The sequence below is a fragment of the Dyella sp. OK584 genome, from assembly GCF_057787755.1.
In genome coordinates this window covers 2,598,253-2,621,509 of the sequence record NZ_CM173542.1, presented here as the reverse complement: position 1 = coordinate 2,621,509, position 23,257 = coordinate 2,598,253, and the positions used below count along the sequence as shown (strand labels likewise).

16 protein-coding genes and 1 tRNA gene are annotated in these 23,257 nt (G+C 61.2%); 7 read left to right on the top strand and 10 right to left on the bottom strand.

Features of this window, described 5'->3' with window-relative positions:
• Window positions 1-4 precede the first annotated feature (4 nt).
• Window positions 5-346, bottom strand: coding sequence for a lipid-A-disaccharide synthase N-terminal domain-containing protein (locus tag AC3CBN_RS11735; RefSeq protein WP_488633205.1), 342 nt, complete (start codon window positions 344-346; stop codon window positions 5-7).
• 126 nt (window positions 347-472) lie between these two features.
• On the opposite strand from AC3CBN_RS11735, the gene AC3CBN_RS11730 reads away from it, so the two are divergent.
• The 4 genes from AC3CBN_RS11730 (at window position 473) to AC3CBN_RS11715 (ending at window position 2,999) form a co-directional block, all read left to right on the top strand.
• Window positions 473-547 (top strand) — tRNA-Val (locus AC3CBN_RS11730).
• A 373-nt stretch (window positions 548-920) separates the two neighbouring features.
• Window positions 921-1,781 (top strand): hypothetical protein, encoded by an 861-nt coding sequence (locus AC3CBN_RS11725; RefSeq protein WP_488633204.1) that lies wholly within the window; start codon window positions 921-923, stop codon window positions 1,779-1,781.
• A gap of 335 nt (window positions 1,782-2,116) precedes the next feature.
• Window positions 2,117-2,305 carry a hypothetical protein gene (locus tag AC3CBN_RS11720; protein WP_488633203.1) on the top strand — a complete coding sequence of 63 codons (189 nt, stop codon included), beginning with the start codon at window positions 2,117-2,119 and terminating at the stop codon, window positions 2,303-2,305.
• A 241-nt stretch (window positions 2,306-2,546) separates the two neighbouring features.
• Complete coding sequence (locus tag AC3CBN_RS11715; protein WP_488633202.1) at window positions 2,547-2,999, top strand: hypothetical protein; 453 nt, start codon at window positions 2,547-2,549, stop codon at window positions 2,997-2,999.
• Window positions 3,000-3,328: 329 nt separating this feature from the next.
• Here AC3CBN_RS11715 and AC3CBN_RS11710 read toward each other — a convergent pair whose 3' ends face one another.
• Both AC3CBN_RS11710 and AC3CBN_RS11705 read right to left on the bottom strand, forming a co-directional pair.
• Complete coding sequence (locus tag AC3CBN_RS11710) at window positions 3,329-4,921, bottom strand: SulP family inorganic anion transporter (RefSeq protein WP_488633201.1); 1,593 nt, start codon at window positions 4,919-4,921, stop codon at window positions 3,329-3,331.
• Window position 4,922: 1 nt separating this feature from the next.
• Complete coding sequence (locus AC3CBN_RS11705; protein WP_488633200.1) at window positions 4,923-5,369, bottom strand: DUF3574 domain-containing protein; 447 nt, start codon at window positions 5,367-5,369, stop codon at window positions 4,923-4,925.
• A gap of 210 nt (window positions 5,370-5,579) precedes the next feature.
• Here AC3CBN_RS11705 and recC point away from each other — a divergent pair, with 210 nt between their 5' ends.
• The 3 genes from recC to recD are packed head-to-tail and all read left to right on the top strand — an operon-like array spanning window position 5,580 to window position 14,696.
• Entirely contained in the window at window positions 5,580-9,068 is a 3,489-nt protein-coding gene (gene recC / locus AC3CBN_RS11700) for an exodeoxyribonuclease V subunit gamma (RefSeq protein WP_488633199.1), read from the top strand.
• Complete coding sequence (gene recB, locus AC3CBN_RS11695) at window positions 9,065-12,730, top strand: exodeoxyribonuclease V subunit beta (protein ID WP_488633198.1); 3,666 nt, start codon at window positions 9,065-9,067, stop codon at window positions 12,728-12,730. Before recC ends, recB begins: the two co-directional genes overlap by 4 nt.
• Entirely contained in the window at window positions 12,720-14,696 is a 1,977-nt protein-coding gene (gene recD, locus AC3CBN_RS11690; protein ID WP_488633197.1) for an exodeoxyribonuclease V subunit alpha, read from the top strand. The genes recB and recD overlap by 11 nt, the downstream gene beginning before the upstream one ends.
• A 29-nt stretch (window positions 14,697-14,725) precedes the next feature.
• Here the strand turns inward: recD and AC3CBN_RS11685 are convergent, their stop codons facing one another.
• The 7 genes from AC3CBN_RS11685 to AC3CBN_RS11655 form a co-directional block, all read right to left on the bottom strand.
• Entirely contained in the window at window positions 14,726-15,331 is a 606-nt protein-coding gene (locus AC3CBN_RS11685) for a GspH/FimT family pseudopilin (protein WP_488633196.1), read from the bottom strand.
• On the bottom strand, window positions 15,331-15,783 hold the full coding sequence (locus tag AC3CBN_RS11680; protein WP_488633195.1) for a type IV pilin protein: 453 nt from the start codon (window positions 15,781-15,783) through the stop codon (window positions 15,331-15,333). The genes AC3CBN_RS11685 and AC3CBN_RS11680 overlap by 1 nt, the downstream gene beginning before the upstream one ends.
• The gene (locus AC3CBN_RS11675) at window positions 15,773-19,579 is read right to left on the bottom strand and encodes a pilus assembly protein (protein ID WP_488633194.1); all 3,807 of its coding nucleotides are present in this window, start codon (window positions 19,577-19,579) and stop codon (window positions 15,773-15,775) included. Before AC3CBN_RS11675 ends, AC3CBN_RS11680 begins: the two co-directional genes overlap by 11 nt.
• A gap of 13 nt (window positions 19,580-19,592) precedes the next feature.
• Entirely contained in the window at window positions 19,593-20,138 is a 546-nt protein-coding gene (locus AC3CBN_RS11670; RefSeq protein ID WP_488633193.1) for a pilus assembly PilX family protein, read from the bottom strand.
• Between the two features lie 138 nt (window positions 20,139-20,276).
• A complete protein-coding gene (locus AC3CBN_RS11665; RefSeq protein ID WP_488633192.1) occupies window positions 20,277-21,581 on the bottom strand; it encodes a PilW family protein in 1,305 nt (434 codons plus the stop codon).
• Window positions 21,578-22,102, bottom strand: a complete 525-nt coding sequence (gene pilV / locus AC3CBN_RS11660) for a type IV pilus modification protein PilV (protein WP_488633191.1) — start codon at window positions 22,100-22,102, stop codon at window positions 21,578-21,580. The genes AC3CBN_RS11665 and pilV overlap by 4 nt, the downstream gene beginning before the upstream one ends.
• 624 nt (window positions 22,103-22,726) lie before the next feature.
• Complete coding sequence (locus AC3CBN_RS11655) at window positions 22,727-23,254, bottom strand: type IV pilin protein (RefSeq protein WP_488633190.1); 528 nt, start codon at window positions 23,252-23,254, stop codon at window positions 22,727-22,729.
• Window positions 23,255-23,257 lie beyond the last annotated feature (3 nt).

Genomic DNA, 23,257 nt, shown 5'->3' with positions numbered 1-23,257 from the left:
AACCTCAGACCTCGCTTTCAACCAACTCCCGCCGCTTGACCTCGCGCATATGCACAACCAGGTTGTAGATCGACACGAAGGCAGGGAAGAAATTGGAAATGATGCCCACCGAATCGTTCTTGCCGACGATGAAGTAAGACAGCAACAGCGCGCTGCCCATCACCGACAACCACCAGAACGACAGGGGCATCACCACCCGCTTCAACTTGCGGGTGTAGTAGAGCTGCACGAACCAGCGGCTGGTGAACATGATCGAACCCAGCAAGCCGACGATTTTCCACGGCGTGAGTTCGAACTGATTCAGGGACGTCAGGATGCGGGTGAGTTCGTGCTGGAGAAAGTCCATGAGGCGAGGCCATTACCGGGTTAACGGGCCATTCTATCAACCCACCCTTTCAATCACCTGCCCGCCCGCAGCACCTGAACATATTGACCTGTGCCGCGGCACCCCTTATATTTGCGGGCTCTCGGCGGGCGATTAGCTCAGCGGTAGAGCACTGCCTTCACACGGCAGGTGTCGCAAGTTCGATCCTTGCATCGCCCACCACCGAATATCCCGTTGTTTCAACGGTACTTAAGAGGCTCCAGAGATGGGGCCTTTTTTGTTGCCTGCGCTAAGGAACGTGCACCCTACTAGGGCCCTCGTGCGCAACGTTCAATGTGAATATCGGAGACCGTGCACACCTCTCGTTTGTGCACAGCGCAGCCTACCCCCTTGATTCTCCCTGTCTGAGCCTTGCCTAGTTGAGGCAGTAGGATCACTTCGTTCCGCTCTACCGCTCAGCTAACCGCCCGCCGAGCGATGCCCTAACCCGTCCTGGTCTCAAGATCACCCGGTATAAGTAGGAGGGCGCGCGGGGGGGCCGTATATATGCGAACTACGGCTAAGATTTTTCTCGGGGAAATCCAGAGAGGCTGAGATGCGGCGCACCATCAAGATTCTTGACGTGAACTATTCGAACTCTCTGAATGCTTCAAAGCTTCAGGAGTGGCTAGCGAACTCACAGAACCATGTGGCCCTTACGGATCACTGGTCCGTTGAAGCTACCAAAGGTTCGAATCAGGACGGCCTGAAGCTATCTCTCGGCCCTTTGCGCCCCTGCTCCGGCAAGGTCATCCTTCTGAAGCCGACCCGCCAAATCATGACTATGCATGGCAAAGAAAAAGGCCTCGCCGGACGCTTAATTGATGAGGAAGGAACCGCAAATTTTCCTCGTGATATTGAGAAGATCCTCTCTGGAGACCCGGCCTCAGAGAGTCATTTGCGCAAACTGATGCGCGAATCAAATGAAATCATTGATGGGGCAAGATCAGTTAGGAAGTCGGCCCAAGGGATTGTGGATGATCTGAAGGGCGTCTTCTCGAAGGAAGACAGGCAATACCTCAGATCGGATGATCCTTACCCAAAGCAACTCTTCGATAAGGTCGTTCATCAGATAGCTAAGCTTACCCATATCTCGATGACCAGATATGCGAACACACCGGAACATGCCATGCGAGGAGAAATCTACAACTTCTACCTATTTCGCTACATGACCTGCCAATTCCTCAACACCTTGAAGACAATTGGTGGAGGCGGCCAGCTATCTCCCGATGTGGATAAGGTCATCAATGATGATTACGACATGACTTACGTTGCATACGCTACGTACTTCGACGGACTCTTGTCGAACGACAACAACGCCAATCTGATGTATGGCAGGGCCGTAGCTTTTCTCCGCCGACTCAAGGACGAGATTCGACGAGGTGAGGAACTTCAACTTCAGAAAGATGCAAAATGAACAAGGATGCCCTCATCAAACTTACCCTCCCCGCGTCTATCAGATGTCTCAAGTTCGATCCTTGCATCGCCCACCATCGAATCAAAACAAAAAGGCCCAGCACCGCCGGGCCTTTTGTTTTGGGCGCCCTATCCGCAAGCACACGATGGCAAGAGTCGGCAGCCCATTGACAGGATCAATGGATTCCTGGATTGCAATCGATTCATCACCTGCCTAGTCCACCCTGTCCTCATCCGGATATCTCCCTGTCGGCAGACGGTCAAACTCGATTCCTACTGTCTAGACAGCGGCGGACGCATCACGCCCTTGGCCGACGAGCGGAAGGAAGTGTCCTCATGTCATCCGAGCGAGAAAAGGTGGTTTTGGTCGATGCACTTGCTGCGGCGACTGACGAAAACGAGCGACTGAAGCAGGAAATCGGCCTGCTTTACGCGGAACTGCGGCGTCATCCGAGCGGCGAGTTGCAGATCCGGCAGGCACGGCGGCAACTCTCGACACTGCACCATAGCGATGGGCAGCAGTGACCGCCCACCGTGCCTCTGATGGCCCACTACAGGTCGCAGGCACCAGCGGAGAACCTCGTCCATAACCCGGTTGACCCCGGCCGCACCAGGACCGACGGCCCGCAAAGGCTTGCCGGTGCGCACTTTTCCTTTGTAAATCAGACTGTCACGAGCATTGCCCGGCGTGACATATTTTTCCGATATCTAAAATCTCTCGCCGCGTGGAGAATACCGCCTCCAATTCTCCGAGGGGGTCGGGATCATGGGCCAGAGCGACGCTGCGGCGTATCCCGTAACGCAACTGCTTGTTGTCACCCGCAGTCTGGTGGAACTCACCGATCGCGCCATGTCAGACAGCGAGCTTTCGCACGCAGCGGCCGATGTGCTGGTGTTTGCGGCACGACAGGCGGCCAGGCTAGTGGAGGACGTGGTGAGCATCCGCTCGCATGATTCGGCCCACGCGCATGCCTTCGTGCAATGTTCTAGCAGTGCTGACCTGGACCGTGCCTATACCGACCTGGAATGTCTGGCCGAAGCGGCCGGCATGATCCGCGCGCATGGCATCGGCTCGCAGTATCGCGCGCACCTGGCGTATCTCATACGTTATGCCGCCGAATCGGCATGCAGTGCTTTGGAGCGTGTAGAGCGTGCCATGGACAAAGTCGACACGGTAACGGGCATCCCAGGTATCCCCGACACAGCGCTCCACCGCTGAGTCGCCATAGCCGCAATCGCGAGTCGCCATTGCGGGGGCAGCCAATGCAGCGCGCAGCCCTGCGATGAATCGGTAATGGGTTGGGTGGGCCGCCCTTCCCTGGACGGTTTGCCACCCTGCAGGTCTGCCTTCCTTTACGGACCTCGGCGGATGCCTTGCGACATCCGCCTTCCCCCTTCGAGTGGGAGTACTTCGGCTTTCCACCTCGTCGCGTGATGACAGACACAAGGTCTAGGCAAGTGCCTGCACCTCATCACGACGAGGTAGCTAATTGTGATTACCTTACACCGCCCCTTCCATGAGACGACTCTCAAATCCGCCTTGCGCTTTCACGCCGAATCGGATTGTGTGAGCTTGGTCATCGCCGACAACATGAGCAGCACGAGCGCGAGCACCAGATAGGCGCCAGCGAATTGCCAGACCAGCTGTTGCGGTGCGTCGTCGAGCAACCACGGCAAATAGATGCCGCCGCTCAATTGTACGGAGTGAATGATGCCAAACAGGCTGAGTGTGCCTCCGAGCAGCAGGATCCATGCGGCACGCGCGGTCCTTCCATCGATCAGTGCAACCAGAAAGCTGGCCCAGATCATCGAGGTGATGATGAAACCGTTGCCAAGCACGGTAATCACCGCCAGTTCGGATATGCCATGGGCGCGATTGGTGAACAGGGCCTCGAAGCGATCACCCGGCACGTAAGTGGGATCGCTGAGCTTGATCGTCACCATCCGCGCGATAGCGGGAAAAAAGCTGAAGACTACCGCTGCGGCGTAGCGCACCGGGGTGGCCTCGAACGCCTGCACGGTGATGCCGATGGCGACGAAGACCAGAATCGGCGCCAGCACGGACAGCGGCACCAGTTCCACCAGATTGGACAAATAGCCAAACACGCCACCAAGGCCGATGACCAGGCCAGTGAGCAAGGTGTAACCACTGCGCGCACCCATGGCTTTGTACGACGGCTGGCCAATGTAGGGAGTGGTCTGCGCGACACCGCCGCAGAACCCGGCGATCAACGTCGCCAACGCCTCCACTAGCAAAATGTCGCGGGTGCGGTAGTCGTCGCCTGCGGCACGTGCGCTTTCGGTCACGTTAATGCCGCCCACCACCATGAGCAAGCCGAACGGCAGGATCAGCGGCAGATAAGGTATGGCTGCGGCAAGCCCGTCGATCCACTGCAACGTCGGCAGGGGCAACGCGAAACGCCACTGCCAGGCAACCGGCGGCTGATATCCCGTGCCCAGCCAACCAAGCGGGCCGAGCACGTAGTAAAGCAACGCACTCACCACGAACGCCACCAGCACACCAGGCAAGCGCCACGGCATGCGTGCGCGAGCCACCAGCGCATAGAGCACCACGCCAAGGCCGGCAAAACCCACCACGGGAACCTTGAGGATCTCCACCAACGGGAGGAAACCCATCAGCACCAGCGCGATGCCGGCGATGGAACCGAGCAGGCCTGCCCGCGGCACGTGTCGCTGCACCATGCCACCAAAGAACGACAACACGAATTTGAGTACGCCCATGATCACCAGCGAAGCCATGCCAAGCTGCCAGGTGGCGACGCCCGCGGCATGCTCATCGAGGCCCGTCTGCTTGAAATGCAGGAACGCCGGACCAAGCACGAGCAGGGCCATGCCGATGCTGGTGGGTGCATCCAAACCTAGCGGCATCGCCGTGACATCGTCACGCCCGCTTTGTCTGGCCACCCTTCGCGCCATCGCGGTATAGGCGAGGTTGCCAAGCAGCACACCGAAGGTGGTGCCGGGAAACATGCGCAGGAAGACGATATCGGCAGGAAACCCGAAGATGCCGATCAGCGCGGTGGCCAGAAAAGCCATGATCGAAAGGTTGTCGACCACCAGGCCGAGAAAGCCATTAAGGTCGCCGGACGAAAACCAGTGCTGTCGTGTGCTTGCACTCATCTCAGAACGACACCTCGGCCGGCTGGGTGACGCGCAACACCGATCGGTCACCGGTGCGCTGTTTCCAGGCGGCGCGAATCGCCTCCACCTTGGCACGGTTGGCCAATGTATCCGCGTAGTCGATCAGCAGCATCTTCGAGCGCAGCCGCTCAGGCGATGCTTGCCCTTTGTCCTGCCATTGACCGTACACGTCGAGCACGCTGAGCCCATCAGGAAAACGCGGTGTCACCTCGGTGTCGAGAAAGCTGCGCCAATCCTGTTCACTAACGCCCTGCTCCGCATGGCCGGCCGGTCCCAGTCCAAAATAAAGCCGGGTTTCCACCCAGCCCTGCGCCTGCGTCGGATGGGCAGCATCGCCGCGCAGCACGGCATCAGGCGCATTGCCCGTCACACAGCCGGCGAGCAGGCCGGCCGCCAGCAGAACGATGGCGCCACGGCCATGACTCATGATTCGGTCCTTGGGTTCATTTGGACATCCATATGGATGAAGCGTCTGTAGGAAGAGTATGGACAAGACCTCTTGCGCGACGCAACAAACACCTGTCTTCGCCCGGCGGCAGCCCTCTCAGGTTCTGCGATGGCACCCTGCGAAGATACGGGACATCCATTGCCCTCTCGGCGAGAATGTCCCCATGAGCAAAACCGCCCTGCGCCTGCCGTGAGCCATAACCTGGAGCTACCCCTGGAGGCCCCCATCAAACCGGGCCTGATGGTCATCCATGGCAATCGCATGGAAGACCTGCGCGATCTGCTGACCGCGTGGTTGGCCCGCGCGCCACTGCGCCCGCTGGAAGACGAGCTGATGCTGGTGCAGAGCAACGGCATCGCGCAGTGGTTGAAGTGGGCGCTGGCGCGACCTGTCGCGGACGGCGGGCTCGGCATCAGCGCGGCGATCGACGTGCAGCTGCCGGGAAGGTTCCTGTGGGCGGCCTATCGCAGCGTGCTGAGCCGCGAGGCGGTGCCCACCACCTCGCCGTTCGACAAGTCCCGGCTGAGCTGGCGCCTGTTGCGCCTGTTGCCCCAACACCTGCACGAGCCCGATTTCGCACCGCTGCGCGATTTTCTCCGTGACGACCCGGACGAACGCAAGCGCTTCCAGCTGGCCGAGCGCGTTGCCGATCTGTTCGATCAATACCAGGTCTACCGCGCCGACTGGCTGACCGACTGGGAGCATGGCCAGTACCGGCTGCGCGACGAATTGCGCGACCGCCATGTTCCATTGACTGCCGATCAGCGCTGGCAGGCGCGACTGTGGCAGCTGCTGCTCGATGACGTGGGCAGCGAACGCCACAACCATCGTGCCGCCGTGCACCAGGCCTTTCTCGAACGTGTCGGCACCATCGACGCACGACCCGCCATGCTGCCGCGGCGCATCGTGGTGTTCGGCATTTCCTCGTTGCCGCAACAGACATTGGAAGCACTTACCGCCTTGGCGCGCTTTAGCCAGGTGATGCTGCTGGTAGCCAATCCATGTCGCCACTACTGGGCCGACATCATCGAGGATCGCGAACTGCTCAAGGCGAGCCAGCGTCGTCAGTCTGGCAAGCCCGGGCTGCCCGCGGAGCCGCGCTACGAAGATCTGCATCTACACGCCAACCCGTTGCTGGCAGCGTGGGGAAAACAGGGCCGCGACTACATTCGCCTGCTCGATGCATTCGATCGCCCCGAAGGGTATCGCCAGCAGTTCACCTCGTGGAACCGCAACATCGACCTGTTTGCCGATACGGACGGCGGCACGTTGTTGCGGCAGATCCAGCAGGCTGTCCTTGACCTGGAGCCGCTGCCACCCGAACCGTCGCGGCGGAAGCCATGGCAGGCGAACGATACGTCGCTGCGCTTTCACGTCGCCCACAATCCGCAGCGCGAAGTGGAAATTCTTCACGACCAGCTGCTTGCCATGTTCGAGGAAGCGGACCAGCGCGGCACGCCACTGTCGCCGCGCGACGTGATCGTGATGGTGCCTGATATCCAGACCTACGCGCCGCACGTGCAGGCTGTATTCGGTGGGCTGTCGCCTGATGACCCGCGTCATCTTCCCTACTCCGTGGCCGACCAACCCGCGCGTGGCGCGCAACCGCTGATGGTGGCGCTGGAGCACTTGCTGCTACTGCCCGAATCGCGCTTTGCGGTGAGTGATTTGCTCGACCTGCTCGATGTGCCAGCGTTGCGCTCCCACTTTGGCATTCAAGAAAATGGATTACCCACATTACGACGCTGGATCGAAGGGTCCGGTATCCGCTGGGGACTCGACAGCGAGCAAAAGCGAAGCCTCGATCTGCCCGGCGTCGAACAAAACAGCTGGCGCTTCGGGCTTCGCCGCATGCTGCTGGGTTACGCCGTGGGCGATGGCGACACCTGGCAAGGTATCGCCCCCTACGGTGAAGTTGGCGGGCTGGACGCAGCGCTGATCGGGCCTTTGATTCTGTTGCTCGATCAGCTCGAACACTATTGGCAACTGTTGCGTGAACCTGCGACACCCACTCAATGGCATGAACGCCTGCATGCCTTGCTTGCCACGTTTTTCGATGGCACGGACGCCGGCGATGGCGATCGTCTGTCACGTCTTGGCGACGCTCTGGATGCATGGCAGGAGGCCTGCATCGAGGCCGACTTCGCCCTGCCCGTGCCGCTCGGCATCGTGCGCGAACACTGGCTGAAGGCCATGGATGAGAGTCGCCTCTCGCAACGTTTCATGGGCGGCGCCGTGAGCTTCTGCACGCTGATGCCGATGCGCGCCATTCCGTTTCGCGTGGTGTGCCTGCTGGGCATGAACGATGGCGACTATCCGCGCCGGCAAACACCGGCCGATTTCGATCTGATGGCACAGCCCGGCCAAGCACGTCCCGGCGACCGTTCCCGCCGCGAGGACGATCGCTACCTGTTCCTGGAAGCGCTGATCTCCGCGCGCGACACGCTGTACATCAGTTGGGTGGGCCGCAACGTGCGCGACAACAGCACGCTGCCACCCTCAGTGATGGTCGGCCAGTTGCGCGACTACATTGCGGCCGGATGGCACGGCAAAGAAGAAGATGCTGACGATGGCGATGCAGGCAAGCGTTTGCTTGCCGCCATGACCACTGAGCATCCGTTGCAGCCCTTCAGTCGCCGCTACTTCAGCGCCGACGCCGATACTCGCCTGTTTACCTATGCGCGCGAATGGCGGCAGGCGCATCGCACCCAGGCGACACAAGCAGTCCATGTTCCGCTGGCCGGCTGGGAACCGGATGCCGCTCTTGGCATCGGCCATTTGCAGGGTTTCCTAAGCCGCCCGGTACGCTACTTCTTCAACCAGCGCCTCAAAGTGCATTTCGGCGAACTCGATGAAGAGACGTCCGATGACGAGCCGTTTGGACTGAATGCACTTGAGCAACATCTCGCCAGCGCTGCGGTATTGCATGCTGCTATCACGGCCGGCGATGTCCATGATGCCGTCGATGTCGCGACGCGCCAGCTGGTCGATCAAGGCGCGCTGCCGCCCGGTGGCTTCGGCGAGCTGCTGCAGGATTCACTTGCGCGCGAAAGCGGTGAGCTTGCCTCTGCCTGGCGACAAGCCTGCGATCGCTGGCCACCGGCTGAGGACAAGATCGAATTGCAGTACGCCGCGCATGGCCTGCGGGTGGAAGACTGGCTGACTGACTTGCGACGCGGCGATGAAACGCCATACATCCGCCTCGAACTGGCGGCCGGCAAGCTGTTGCAGAAGAGTGGCGACATTCGGCACGACAAACTCATCGGCGCATGGGTTGTCCATTTGCTGGCTCATACGCAAGGCCTGCGCATGCACACGCGCGTCATTGGCAGAGACGCACAGGTCGTGCTGCACGCGCTCGATATGACCGAGGCGAAAGCATCGCTTGACGCCCTGCTGGCCGCGATGCATGACGGCATGCGTGCGCCGCTGCCGCTGGCCCGCAAGACGGCATTCGCCTGGCTCCAACACGCACAGGACGAGGAGAAGGCCCGGAAGCAGGCGCAGCTCGTCTATGAAGGCAGCGCCTTCAGCCCTGCACCGGGCGAAGTCGAGGACGATGCGTACCTCGCCCGCGCATGGCCCAGTTTCCAGGCATTGGAGGCTGGCGGATTCGCGCGCTGGCTGGCGCTGTATAGCCCGTTGATGCAGATTGCCGCCCGGGGAGACGACGCATGAGCGCCGCCGCACCACTCCAGCCGTTGCGGTTGCCACTGCATGGCATCCAGCTGATCGAAGCCAGTGCCGGTACGGGCAAGACATGGACCATCGCCGCGCTCTATCTGCGCCTCGTGCTTGGTCATGGCATGCAGGGAAACACGCCGCTGCTGCCCGCGCAGATTCTGGTGCTTACCTTCACCAAGGCCGCCACTGCCGAGTTGCGCGAGCGCATTCGCGAACGGCTCGGCGAAGCGGCGGAAGCTTTCCGCCAGCGCCGTGCGCCCGATGATTTCCTGCGCGACCTCATTGCTGCCTATCCCGATGACGACGCCAGGGCACGCGCCGCGCGCCAGTTGGAACTGGCTGCGCAATGGATGGACGAGGCGGCCATCCACACCATTCATGCGTGGTGCCAGCGCATGCTCGGCCAGCACGCCTTCGATAGTGGTCATCCTTTCGTACAGGACACCGATACCGACGAAAGCGAACTGCTCGCCGAGACCGTGCGCGACTACTGGCGCTGCTACTTCTTTCCGCTGAACCGCGATGGCGCGGCGCTTGTCTCGCGCTGGTGGAAGAGTCCCGCGGATCTGCAGAAGGCGTTGCGCCCACTGCTGCGCCAGCCCACAGAGAGCCTGCGCCTGGATGGCAAGGCGCTGCCCGACCCCGAGCAGGTGATGGACGAATTCCATCGCAACATCGCAACCGCGCGCGCCGCGGAGGACACGGCGCGGCAACACTGGCTGGGTGACATTGATCACATCGAGGCGATGTTCGACAGCGCACTGCAGGCCGGCGCACTCAACGGCACCAAGATGAAGCGCGACAAGGTCATGGCCGAACTTGCCCTGTTGCGGCAATGGGCGAACGGCCAGGCCGATGCAGACAGCACGTTGTTTCGGTATACACAAAGCGCGCTGGTTGCGGCGAAGAACAAGAATGCCCAACCACTGAGCCATGCCGCCTTCACAGCGATCGAAACCTGCGTTGGCGCGCAGGACGCCCTTGCACCCTTGCAGGCTTCGGTGCTCGCCCATGCCATCACCTGGGTGACGCAGCGGCTGGATCAGACCAAGCAACGCCGCGCTCAAATGGGCTTTGACGACATGCTCAAGCGCCTGGATGGCGCATTGCATGGACATGCCGGCACGCGACTGGCCGACACCATCGCCGCACAGTATCCGGTGGCGTTGATCGATGAATTCCAGGACACCGACCCGCTGCAGTGGCGCATATTCCGCCGGATCTACGCGGGGCGCGAATCGACCGGACTGCTGCTGATCGGCGACCCCAAGCAAGCGATCTACGGTTTCCGTGGTGCGGACATCCATACCTACCTCAAGGCGCGCACCACCGCACAGCAGCCCATGTGGACGCTGGACACCAACTACCGCTCCACGCGGGCACTGGTGGATGCGGTGAACCGTGTCTTCGCGCATGCCGACACACATGAAGAAGGTGCTTTCGCTTTCGGGCAAGGTAGGCACGCCCTGCCTTTTCATCCCGTTGCCGCGCGTGGTCGCGATCATGCGCTGGTGCTCGACGGCAAGCCGTTGCCGCCTATGCAGCTCGCCGTGGAAAACGGCACCGAGGCCATCAGCAGTGGCGCCTATACCAACCTCATGGCTAGCCATGCCGCTGCCTATCTGGTCGAGCTGCTTTCCGCCGCGCGGGAGGGACGCTGCGGATTTCTTGACAAGAGCGGCGTGCTTGCACCGCTTAAGCCAGGCGACATTGCCATCCTCGTGCGCAAGGGCTCCGAAGCGGCGAAAGTTCGCGAGGAAATGCAGCGGCGTGGTCTCAAGAGCGTCTATCTCTCTGACCGCGATTCCGTTTACGCCTCAGCCGAGGCAACCGATCTGCTGCGCTGGTTGAAGGCCTGCGCCGAGCCCAGCTCCGACCGCGCCATGCGCGCTGCCCTCGCCACGCCCACCCTGGGCCAGAGCGAGGCAGAGCTGGATCAACTCAATCTCGACGAACACTACTGGGAAGACTGCGGCGAACGCTTCCGCCAACTTCACCTCACCTGGCTGCGCCACGGCGTGCTTGCCATGCTGCACGACCTGCTGCACGCCTTCGATCTGCCGGCGCGCCTGCTTGCGCGCATCGACGGCGAGCGTTCGCTGACCAACCTGCTGCATCTCGCCGAACTCTTGCAGCATGCGGCAGCAAGCCTCGACGGCGAGCATGCGCTGATTCGCCATCTCGCCGCACAAATAGCCACTGCGACGGATCCGCAATCGGAAACGGCGGAAGAACAGATCGTGCGTCTGGAGAGCGAAGCCGAGCTCATCAAAGTGGTAACCATCCACAAGTCCAAGGGACTGGAATACCCACTGGTGCTGCTGCCCTTCGTCTGTTCCATGCGCGAAGTGGATGCCAAGGGCAACTTCGCATGGCACGACGCGCAAGGCGAGCTGCATATGGACCTACGGGCCAATGATGCGGCATGGGCGCTTGCGGACCGCGAACGCTTGCAGGAAGACCTGCGCCTGCTTTACGTGGCACTGACTCGTGCCCGCTATGCCTGCTGGCTCGGTATCGCCTGTTACCGAATCGGTAACGAGAAGACGCCCTCGCTGCACAAATCCGCATTCGGCCATGTGCTTTCCGGTGGCGAGGTCATCAAACCGGAAGATCTCATGCCTCGCCTCCAATCGTTGCGTGGTGACCACCCGGGCTTGGCCATCCAGACGCTGTCACCGCCCGAAGTTCAAATGCTCAAGCCCAGCGGCGACGACATCACGCCGCTGTGGGATGCGCGAGTCTATGCAGGGCGCCCTATGGAACGATGGTGGGTCGCCAGCTATAGCTCGCTCAAATACGCCGAGGCGGACGTGGTCAGCGTGCCTGCGCCCGAAACAGCCGCCCAGGACATCTTGATCGAGCTTGGCAGCGAGCAGCCTGCGCCCGCCGATCTGATGCAGGCGCCAGCACAAGGCATGCATGCCTTCCATGCCGGTGCCGAGGCCGGTACCTTCCTGCATGACTTGCTTGAGTGGTCGGCAGGCGAAGGATTCGCTCAAGTGCTCGCCGATACCCGTGGATTGGAGAAGGAAATCGCCCGCCGCTGCCAACGGCGCGGCTGGCAGGCCAGCATCCCGTTGCTGGCGGACTGGCTGCCAGCGTTGTTGCGCACGCCACTGGCCTTGCCCGACGGCGCGTCGGCCAGTCTGGCCGAGATGGACGGCCATTACGCCGAGCTGGAGTTCTGGTTCGAGGCCCAACACGTCGACACGCTGGCACTGGACCGCCTGGTCACGGCCCACACGCTCGATACCCGACCACGTTTGCCGCTCCTGGCAGAGCGCATCAACGGCCTGCTCAAGGGTTTCATCGACCTGGTGGTCGAACATCGCGGCCGCTACTACGTGATCGATTACAAATCGAACAAGCTCGGCAACGATGCCAGCGCATACACACCTGCCGCCATGCGCGACTCGGTACTGCGTGAACGCTACGATTTGCAGTACGCCCTCTACACGCTGGCCTTGCATCGCCAGCTGCGTGCACGCCTGCCCGGCTATGACTACGAACGCCACATGGGCGGTGTCGCCTACCTCTATCTGCGCGGCATTGGCAATGCCAGCCATGGCGTGCACCGGGAACGCCTGCCGCTCGCTTTGGTCGATGCCATGGACCGTCTGTTTGCCGCAGAGGAACACGCCGATGCGGCATGACCCGAGACTGGCCTTGTTCGATCAGGCCGTGGAACGCGGCTTGCTGCGCGCATTGGACGTCGCGTTCGCTCACTTCCTGGCCACACAGGATGCTGCGGCACCAGCGGCCCTGCCTCTGCTTGGTGCCTTGGTTAGTCGCCAACAAGCCGACGGGCACTTGTGCCTGGACTTGGACGCCTGGGAATTGCTGACCGAGGCATCGTCATGGCCTGCCAGCTGGCGCACGCTCATCAGCACCATCGTCGCGACACCGGCACAGCTGGCCTCTTCAGCGCTGATTGCCGTGCCGGGTGTTGCCGATCGCGCCAGCGCGCCATTGGTACTCGATGGCAGTCGTCTCTACTTGCGTCGCTACTGGAATCACGAACAGCTCGTGGCGCGCGCCATCACCCGACGGCTGGCGCAGCCGTCTGCGGCACCAGCACATCTGGCGGATCAACTCGCCAGGTTGTTCCCTGCCACACCGTCTGCCGAACCCGACTGGCAGCGCGTGGCCTGTGCACTGGCTGCGCGCAGCAACTTCACCGTTATCACGGGTGGTCCCGGCACCGGCAAGACCACCACGGTCGTGCGCCTGCTGGGACTACTGCAAACACTGCAACGCAAGGATGCACCACGCTCGCTGCGCATTCGCCTGGCTGCACCTACCGGCAAGGCCGCAGCGCGATTGCAGGCATCGATCGGTGCACAGGTCGCCAAGCTCGATATCGACGACGACGTGCGCGCCGCTATTCCCAGTCAGGTAGATACACTGCACCGACTACTCGGGGCGCGACCGGATACGCGCCGCTTCCGTCACGACAGCAGCCATCCGCTGCATCTGGATGTGCTGGTCATCGACGAAGCGTCAATGATCGACTTGGAAATGATGTCCGCGGTACTTGCCGCCCTGCCCGATGACGCGAGGCTGATCCTGCTCGGCGACAAGGACCAGCTCTCTTCCGTCGAAGCCGGCGCCGTACTGGGCGATCTCTGCCGTCGCGCCGACGTGGCTCATTACAGCCAGGCCACTGCTGACTGGCTGCATCAAACCACCGGTGATCGCGTCAATGCATGGGTGCGCGACGACGCACTGTCGCTGGATCAGCATGTCGCCATGCTGCGCCACAGCCATCGCTTCGATGCAGATAGCGGCATCGGTCGGCTGGCACAACAGGTGAACGAAGGAGACGTCACACAAGTACGCCTGTTGCTTGAAGAACCGCACAGCGATTTGGCGTGGATGAATGCAGCCGCTGACAACCAGCGTCTGACCGAACTGGTGCTGGAGGGTGGCGCCAGGCGCTTTGTCGCACGCGCTGATGGTGTCGCATCCCCTGGCTATCGCCACTATCTCGAATGGTTGCGCCGGGAACGGCCACGCGCGGGCGCCCACCCCACTGCCATCGAGGCATGGGCGCGCGGTGTATTGCGCGCCTTCGGAGGTTTCCAGCTTCTCTGCGCGCTGCGCCAAGGTCCCTTTGGCACGGAGGGGCTCAATCGACAGATCACCGATATCCTGCATCAGGCCGGCCTCATCGATGCCAACCACGAATGGTACGAAGGCCGCCCCGTACTGGTGACGCGCAACGACTACAGTCTGGGCCTGATGAATGGCGATGTCGGCGTTGCGCTGCGCGTTCCCGATGAACGCGGCACTCTGCATCTGCGCGTTGCTTTCGAGGTGCCCGGTGAAGCCGGCGACTCAGCGACCCGCATTCGATTCGTACTCCCTTCGCGCCTCGGCGAGCGCGAGACCGTGTACGCCATGACGGTGCACAAATCGCAGGGTTCGGAGTTCGATCACGCCGCGTTGGTACTGCCCGGCGAATCCAATATCCCGCTGACACGCGAGTTGCTCTACACGGGCATCACTCGCGCAAGGCGCTGGTTCAGCCTCGCCGGCCATTGGTCATCGATCGAGGCCATGACGACACACCCCACCCAGCGACATTCAGGGCTTTGGAGACGCCTCGCTGCGGGATGATTTTCTCTACGCAGCTAACATCTTCGGCATCAACTATCGCAGCTGTCTCCCGCCGCCAACCGCTCAATATGAGCACTGCCCGACCCGTTCACGCTCAGCGCCGAACCGGGTACCGCCGCCGTACTTTCAGCGCGGTTGGTGCCATCTTCTATAGCCAATGCGCACACGACTAGCTTGGCGCTTAGGCGCGCGCCGTTTGGCGTCAACTGGCCCTGCTGGCCAAAAGTGACGACGTCGCCATCCTGCGCCTGCATAGCGACACCACTCAGGACGTCGCGATAACGCAGTAGCACATGTGATGAATTGGTAGACGAATACGCCTGATTGGCTGGCCCCGCACCCGCGGAATGCACATACACGATCCAACCCGTGCCATACGCGGCCGTGCCCGAGCAACTATTCCCTGTGGTACTCGCGCACATCGATACGAAGGAACGTCGTGTCGCTGCCTCCGCTCGCGCGTACTTGATATCAGCCAGCAATGCGTTAGCCGCAGAGCTAACGTTGCTGCGCCGCGTGAAATCGCGAAAGCTGGGCACCGCAATCATCAAGACAATGGCCAGCACCACCAGAGTGACGATCAGCTCGACCAACGTGACGCCGGTGCAGTACCTCCGCTTAGTATCCGATGGCATCACCAACACCGTCCGTTCGAACTCTTCGCTGCATCCGAACCCGATGGCAGCTTGCTCCCCGTGTTGCTGATGGAGAGGTCACCACACGCGTCCTTTTCCTGAACACCCATCGCTGTCGCCGCAGCGGAATAACTTTGCGCTGTGCCGCCCGTATTGCCTATCGTGACTTCGGCAGAGTAGTAACCCTTCTCCGAGGAAGACACCGTTGATGACGAAAAGCCAATCGTCTGCAAGTCACCAAATTTGTTGTAGACCGCGTAGTAACGCTCCTGCGCATTGGCGATACGCAGCAGCAGTTCCTGTCCATCCACGCGGCGAGCGCGGAACGCGTAGCGGCCATAAGCTGGAATAGCGACCGCAGCCAGAATCGCAATGATCGCGACAACCACCATAAGCTCGATCAGCGTGAAGCCGCGCGTACTCGGCATGCAGGTTTGTTTGCTATTGATCATTATTGAGTGCCCGCCATGACCGTCGGCGCCAAATGGCGTCGCCTACTGAGAACGTGCTTCCGTCTGACGCCAGGTTGGTGCCCGGCAAATAGATCTTTCCGCCGCCGAGCTTGGTAGCCGCAGGCAGCGAGCCACCGGTCGGCACATTGCTGATGCGCGCGCCGGCCTGGGAAAATGCGCCATCCCAACCCGCAATGGCACCGAGGTTTACGCCGCTGGCTGCGCCCCCTGTTGCCGCATCAACCACGAGTACCGCGCCCTGAGGCACCGGGTTGCACGGGTCGGCCTTCTGCGGAATGAGCGTGGTAATAACCGCCCGATTGCTGTCGAACAAGGCGGTAGCGTCCACCACGACGCGCTCGCCGGGGTTGCTCTGCTTGCCGTCGCTACCCGCTGCATACAGAAGGAAGTACCAGCCGCCAATAGGCTTGTTCGCAGCATCTAGCAGCGGGACCGCATTGGTGCTCAGTCCACGCACGTCTCCCTTCTCGTACATGGTCTGCTGTACCAGTCGCGACGTACCCTCCACCACAGGAGTTGCGCCGGCCACCCCCGGATCGCGAATACCGTAGACCGCCTGCGTCCGGGTGTTGGCGTCGATGACATTGTCGCTGCTGCCAAGGTATTTGCCGGTACCGAAGACCACTATCAAGTGCTTGGTTAACGGATCGGGGAAAAGCCTCGGCATCACGGTGATCGGACGATCTCCCGCAACGGCCGGCTTGAACAGGAGATCCACGCGCCAATTGAGGGGATTCTCGTCTTTGAAATCGAAACGCCAGACATTGCCCGCCAGGTCACCGGCAAAAGCGACATCGTCGACCTGGTTGCCGTCATAGTCACCGAGTACGGGCGTCGTGAGGCCGTAGCTGTTCACCGTTGCGCCGCCCGCCGACGTCGGTGTACGAAGCTCCCTGATCAGTTCGCCCGTTTGCGCGTCCAGCACAAACAGTGAGCTGAAGCCATTGGCCGCCGCCGGATCAGTGCTTCCCGTCGGGAAATAGCCGCTCGGCACCACCACAACCCACTTTCCATTGGCCAGTCGCCCGACGTTCGGACGGCCAAACGTATAGCCAGGATTGGCAGGCGTTCCGGCAGCGCTGGGCGCGATCGCCGGGGTGAACTCCCACAAAACCTTGTCCGCCGGCCCCATCGTTGTACCGGACGTCCCACCTTCGCTTGCACTGGCCTCGGTGATGTCCAGCGCGTAGACACCTCGCCCACCAAAGCGAAGTCCGGCGACCAGGATCGTATGCCAACCAACGCTACCGCCATGACTGAAGAACACATCGCGCGTTACGGGTGTGCCATCGACCGTTGGCGCGTACTGGAAATTGGTCAGCGCACTCAGTCCCGAAAGTTGGCTGTAGACCGCATAGGGCACGTAGGCCCAACGCTCAGCACCGGGACTCGGTGGCACGTCCACTGTGGAAGGATCGGTGCCCGCGATGGTGGCATCGAACGCATGCAGCATGCCGTCATTGGCACCCACATAAACCGTGGGCGCCCGTGCGAGATGATCGGACACGAACGCCTCATAGCTATGCAGCAACCTGCCGTTGCTGCCGGTGGCCATCTCCGGCGCAGGAACGCCCGGTGTACTCGCCAACGGCGGAAAGGCGTCGCGATAGCCGCTGGCCGGATACGCCACGTAAGCCGCCTGCGAATTGATGATGGCGCCCAGTACCGAGCCACGCCGGCGGAACGTGTCCCCTTCCCTGGTACGGATGCCTCGAATCCAGTCCAGGCGATCCGAACCCGATGGAACGCCGGCTGAGCCACCAAAGCCGGGGTCGATGGCGCGAATGGCATTCACCACGCTATCGCCCCTAAAGGGCGCGCCAAGCCCCGCACCAGGCCCTGTACTGGTGAGGATAATCCGATTTTCGCTGTTCCCGGTTCGCGCATCGAGCAGTGCTCCGGCGCTCCACAGGACAGCTGCGAGATTGCCAGTGCCGTCCACGCTCTGCGCCTGCAATGACCCACTCCAGTCGTCACTGCTGAATCCGGCTCGGAATGTCGCGGCATCCGTGCCGAGCACGGTGGAGTTAAGCGTGCCTGCAGTGGCAGAGCCATTGCGCGCCACGATGCTGTTGATGACCTGCTTGAGCTGATCAATCAGCTGTTGCGGATTTTTCGCATTGAACAAACTCCCGCGGCTGTTGATTGCCGCGTGCCAGGTATCGTCAGCCTTGGACGGCGTATCGATGTTTTCGCCATTCGGAGATTTGGCCCAGTCGGTCCAGTTCTTCTCGCCCTTGCGCAGCGCGGCAAGGTCGCCCGGAAAACTTAGCTGCCCGCCGAGACCGAACGTCACAATGAACTGCACCAGGTGTTGCCATGTGGCCGGATCGTTGGCCGGGTTGAAGTACACCTCGTCCGGAAGATTCTTCGGATCACTCCCGATGGGTGTGGAAATCGTCGAACCCGTCACGCCGGTTGTCCGGTCAGGCAAATAGGGCACGGTGTTGTCAGTCAGGTCGGGGCGCAGGTCTGTCGCCCAGTAGTGGAAGGCGACGTCGGCAAAACCGGAAAGCCTGTTTTGATCGGGGCCGCCGCCGTAGATCTTCGCCGCTGCGCTGGTGGGCTCGTACCGGCGACCATCCGGCAACGTCGTGGCGGTTTGATCCGGATTTGCGCCGACCGATGTCGTGCCGTCTTTCCAGCTGGAGGTAAATCCACCGTCATCCTTCCAGCCACCGTCAGTCACCAGCAGGCTGTAGTTGCGCCGGCAGCTCAACTCCTTGTTCGATGCCGTGTCGTAGTAAGGATTGTTCTCTGCCAAGCTGTTATTGGACGGGCCAAAATAGTTGGCCGCGCGCACCATCGCGCTGCGCGTCGGGGTACCAGCGACAGGACTGCTTGCATAGAGAAAGTCGATGAAACTCTTGCGCTGCGTAGCATCGGAAAGCGCTCGTATGACGGCGCCTGTCGTCAGGTTGCCGCTATTCAGACGCTGCCATTGGATACGGATGGTTGTCGGCACATTATCAAACGCGCGCGATACGGATGAGCGCGCAGCAAGATTGCGCGTACGGTAGAAGCCGTACCAGGTCGCGAAGTTTCGCTGCTGATCGACGCTGAGCGAGGTGACGTCAACCGCCGTGTACTTCTGAGGACTGAACAGATCGAGCTTGTTGTTCGGGTTGCCGGTGAACCGATAGAAGAAGGCATGCGCATTGGCGAACGGAAATGGCATGTATCCGTATCGCGGGTTGCACGTCGTGGAGGCTGGGTTGCTGGAGGTTTCCGGATAAATGTAGTCAGGCTTAGGCGTGTTGCCTGCCACCCAGGTCACCATGTAGTTGTTCAATAGATTGCGGGCAGAGCGACTTCCACCCGCGTTGGCGGCAATGCCATCCTCCCAGGCCGCAGTGATGTTTCCGGGGTCCATCGCCGCGCCATCGGACTTCTTGGGAGCCACATAGATCTGAGACTCGTCGTAATACAGCGTGTTCACCGCTGGCGAAAAATTCCACGGATGAATGATTCGCTTGTCGTCAGCGCTGTACCAGCCGCAAATCTTGCCACCGGTCATTGGATCCGTGATGTTGCCGGAGTTGCCGCCATAGGTGGCCTCGCCCTCGCCGAGGTACCCCGGTACGAATCCCTCCGCCATGCTGCCGGAGTCGTCGTAGGACAGCACCAGGTTTGGCGCTACCGCAGGCGTCAGGTCCGGTGGTGTTGCCGACAAGTCCACAGTATCGGCCCGAGCTGGTAGAGCGCCGCCAGCCGCGGCAAGCAACGAAGCCACCGCAGCGGCAAAGAATCGTTGGACGGTGATTGATGAGGTCATGCCTGCTCCCTGCTTAGTCGCTCTTGGCCGCGAACGTGCTTTCCAGCACGCGGACCGTGTTCTCGTTGGCACCCACGGAACGCGCCGTGATGCGATAGATATGGCGATTGGTGGTGGTGTAGCCGATGCCGGTACCGCCAGTAGCGCCCGACTCATGTTGCGAGCCCGCGCCCGGCGGAAGCTCCGGCCCCAGATCTTCGATGAGGTAACGGGGGTTGTGCAGCAATGCGGCGTTGTCGTAATCACCCGAAGGGTGGGTGAAATCGACGCCACCGGCAGCGGAGCCATATTCCGTACCCGCACTGGGTAGCCAGCTGGAATTGGTGCGAAAAGCCGTCACTACGGCGGGTGTTACGACTGGATCAAAGACGTAGCAGTCGACAAGCACGGTTGCACCGCACTTGAGGCGAGTGCCGATATTTCCGCTCGCCTTCCACAAGCGCCATTCTGCGCCGCGCAGTGCAGCCTCCGCCCCCATTTCTGCCAACTGCGCATTGCGTAGGCCACCGACCATGCGCTCCTGCAAGAGCGAGCGCCCCGATGCGCTAATAGCAAGCATGGTCAAGAGCAAAAGGAAAATCAGTGCCACTACTAGTACGACGCCCTGTTGTTGGCGAACGGTTGGGGCACGATGTCGGTGAAATGGGAACATATGCATCTCTAGATGACTCGGTTGCACAGGCACCGGAATCCCGGATCAAGGGTTGTAATTGCGGACCGATACGAGCGCGGAGAACTCACGGCGCATCTTCTGATTGACGAAGCCCTGCGCCGCCGGCGTGATCTTTCGTCCCGCCGCGTCCGGAGCCGCTGGCGATGTGATGCCGTCAATGGCGTAGACGTATCTCTGCTCGTTCGGCGCCAACGTGTAGAGCGCTTGCTGGCCAGTCATCAGCAGCCGCACTTCGATGCTCTTGACGGCACGCCACAGGCAACCCGGGTCCGTTCCCAATGGAGTCGGCACGGTCGGCGGGCATGCAATATGACCACCCGCACTGCTGTCGATATCGTCCGCACTGAGGTAACGCGTGTAGCCGTTGGCGTCCTCAATGCCATAGAGAAAGTCGAGCCGCTCCACGCCACGCACGAGCTCGTCGGTATCCTTGCCTTTGCGCACCAGCGCGCCCGTAGTGGTGCCGTCATCGTTCGCGACGACCTTCACGTAGTACGTCACCGTGAGGTAGTCCGTGTTGAAGTCGAAGAGCTTCGGTGCGGACTGAGGGCTCCGCGAGACCGGAGCGGAGAAGTTGCTCAGTCCGTCGGGTGCAAGGTCTCCGCCATTCACATTTACCGCGAAGATCTGTGCGCCGGAGCAGTCGGCAAGCATCGCCAGGTGGCCGGGCAACAAATCTGTCAGTGCAGGCTCACCCGCTTTTGGAGTGAGATGGATAGCGGTGATCGTGGAATCTCCCACGACATAACTAGTACCGCCCAATGCCCAGCCCCGCGTCGAATCCACGTAGCGAAGCGTGAGAACGCTGGTGCCTAGGACGCGACTGCCGACTGCCTTGCCCATGGCAGGCACGACATCCGTCCCAGGATTGACCGGCTTGCAGGCGTGGCTATCGCAATCGTAGCCACGCATCGAGAGGAAGGATGGAAAGTAGTACGGACTGGCCGGCATCGCGGGATAGGTATTGCCACCGGACGTCTGTCCCCATCGCGTCGTCACATCGCTCATGGCGCCAACAAGATTCTTCGCTTGAACCAAAGGCGCACGCAGTCCGTCGAGATAAACGCCGCTGGCGGTACTGGCAGCGATACCGCCGGTATTTGTGCAGTACTGTCCGTTGGCCATGCGCAGGTCATCAGTAATGCGACTGATCGCATAGCGCCCTTCTTCCTGCACAAGCGCCAACTGGTTTTGAACGCGGGTACTGGCCGATGTTGAAAGGAAGATCGTGACGATGCCGCCCGCAACGAGCAGGCCGAGCACCATGGCAATCATCAACTCAATCAACGTCAGGCCGGCTTCGCGATGGTGAATATCGCAGCACCTCACGGCTGGAACTCCCAAGCAAAAATTTGGGGCGCGGTCTCGCGGTGTTCGCTGTCACCGGCCCTGCGCTCGGCCCAGGTGATCTTCATGGTGCAGTTGCCGCCATAGGGGGGACGGAACCCGATCTGCGCAGAGGGGTCATAGCCCGCACTCGCCCGGCTGCAGCGAATGGCAGCGGTTGCTTCGGGCAACAACGCCGTCATCAGGCTGCTCCACAGAACACGATCGCGCGTGGCCACCGCCGCCGCATCGCAAGGCGTAACCTTGTCGCAGATCGTTGAACCCGACGTCACGGGATAGGAAGCGTCGTATCGCCCATTCCAGACGCCGGCCGAATTGGCACGCATCCGGTCGGCCATGTTGCTGGCGAGAAAGGTCGCTTGCGTGCGCAGATACGCAGCCTGGTTGGAGCGCGACGCCATCACCAGCAGCCCCGCCAGACCTATCAGGCCGATGCTGAAGATCAGCACCGCCATAAGCACTTCGATCAGCGATACGCCTCGCTGATGCAATGGTCTATCCATGACCAATCTCTCCTGCTAATTCGCAGGAGCGACTCTAGCCATGACATCGATAGGAGAAGGTCCCGCGCCGATAAGCGGCAAGGAACGTCCGATCAACGGCCTTTTTCGCAACGTAATACTTGTTCTAAATCAAAATGTTGAGGCGTGATGCCTCATGATCTTGGATCGCCACGAAACCTCACCGAAGAATCCATGGGAGGTTCCTGCCGCTATGTGCATCTCGAAAAACGCAAAGTCACATCACACGCAAAGGGCGCGGTACCTATGCTCCTTTCGAAGCCAAAAAGGCTGGCCGCAACACGCGCTTCCTAGCAAGCGATTTCATTCGTCGGCTGGAACGATCCTACGATCAGTCACTCAACGCACAGCACTGCCTTCCACCAAATCACCAACACGGACTCACGCTTCCGGAGCCTGTTCTGCACGACGAAGCTCCCATCAAGGAAGCGGCCATCCGCCTTCTGGTCAATCGCCAGTCGGGCTTGCACGGACAACTGGCGCTTCCTTGATTCTGGCGTACTCACATCACGTAGCAACCCCACATCAAAAAAAAGCCGCCCCAGGGCGGCTCTTGAATTGCTTGGCGAAGCACGTGTATTCAATCGGATACACACGCACGAGGCGTTACCGCCCCCAACACTTCGCCGCCGTCCCCGTACCTCCGACGATGTTCCGCGTACCCGCCTGATCCAGCGTCAACGTGGCGCACTCGGCATCGTGCGTCGCCCCGGTCGGCGTGGCGGAGATGAGGTACGTTGAGGTGGTCACCCCGCCCGCCGTATCGAAGCCGCCGTACGTGTAGTACTGGCCTGTCTCATTCGCACCCTCGCATTCCAGGTTCGGATCGCCGTTGGGCACCGGCACCGCATCGGCCGTCTGGTCGTAGCGCAGGTTCGTTGTATAAAACCGCTCCATGTAGTTGGCGACCTGCGAGGTGCAGGCCGCTGCCGAAGCGCGCCGCGTGCGGGTGATGTAATTGGTGTATGACGGATAAGCAATCGCCGCGAGGATGGCGACGATCGCCACCACGATCAGCATCTCGATCAGTGTGAAGCCGACGGTCTTGCCATGACGCCGGCTGCCAAACAGGACGCTCCCTGCACTTGCGCGCCCTGCCGTGTCCTTCTGCGTGTTCAAGACGAGCAGTTTCATGGT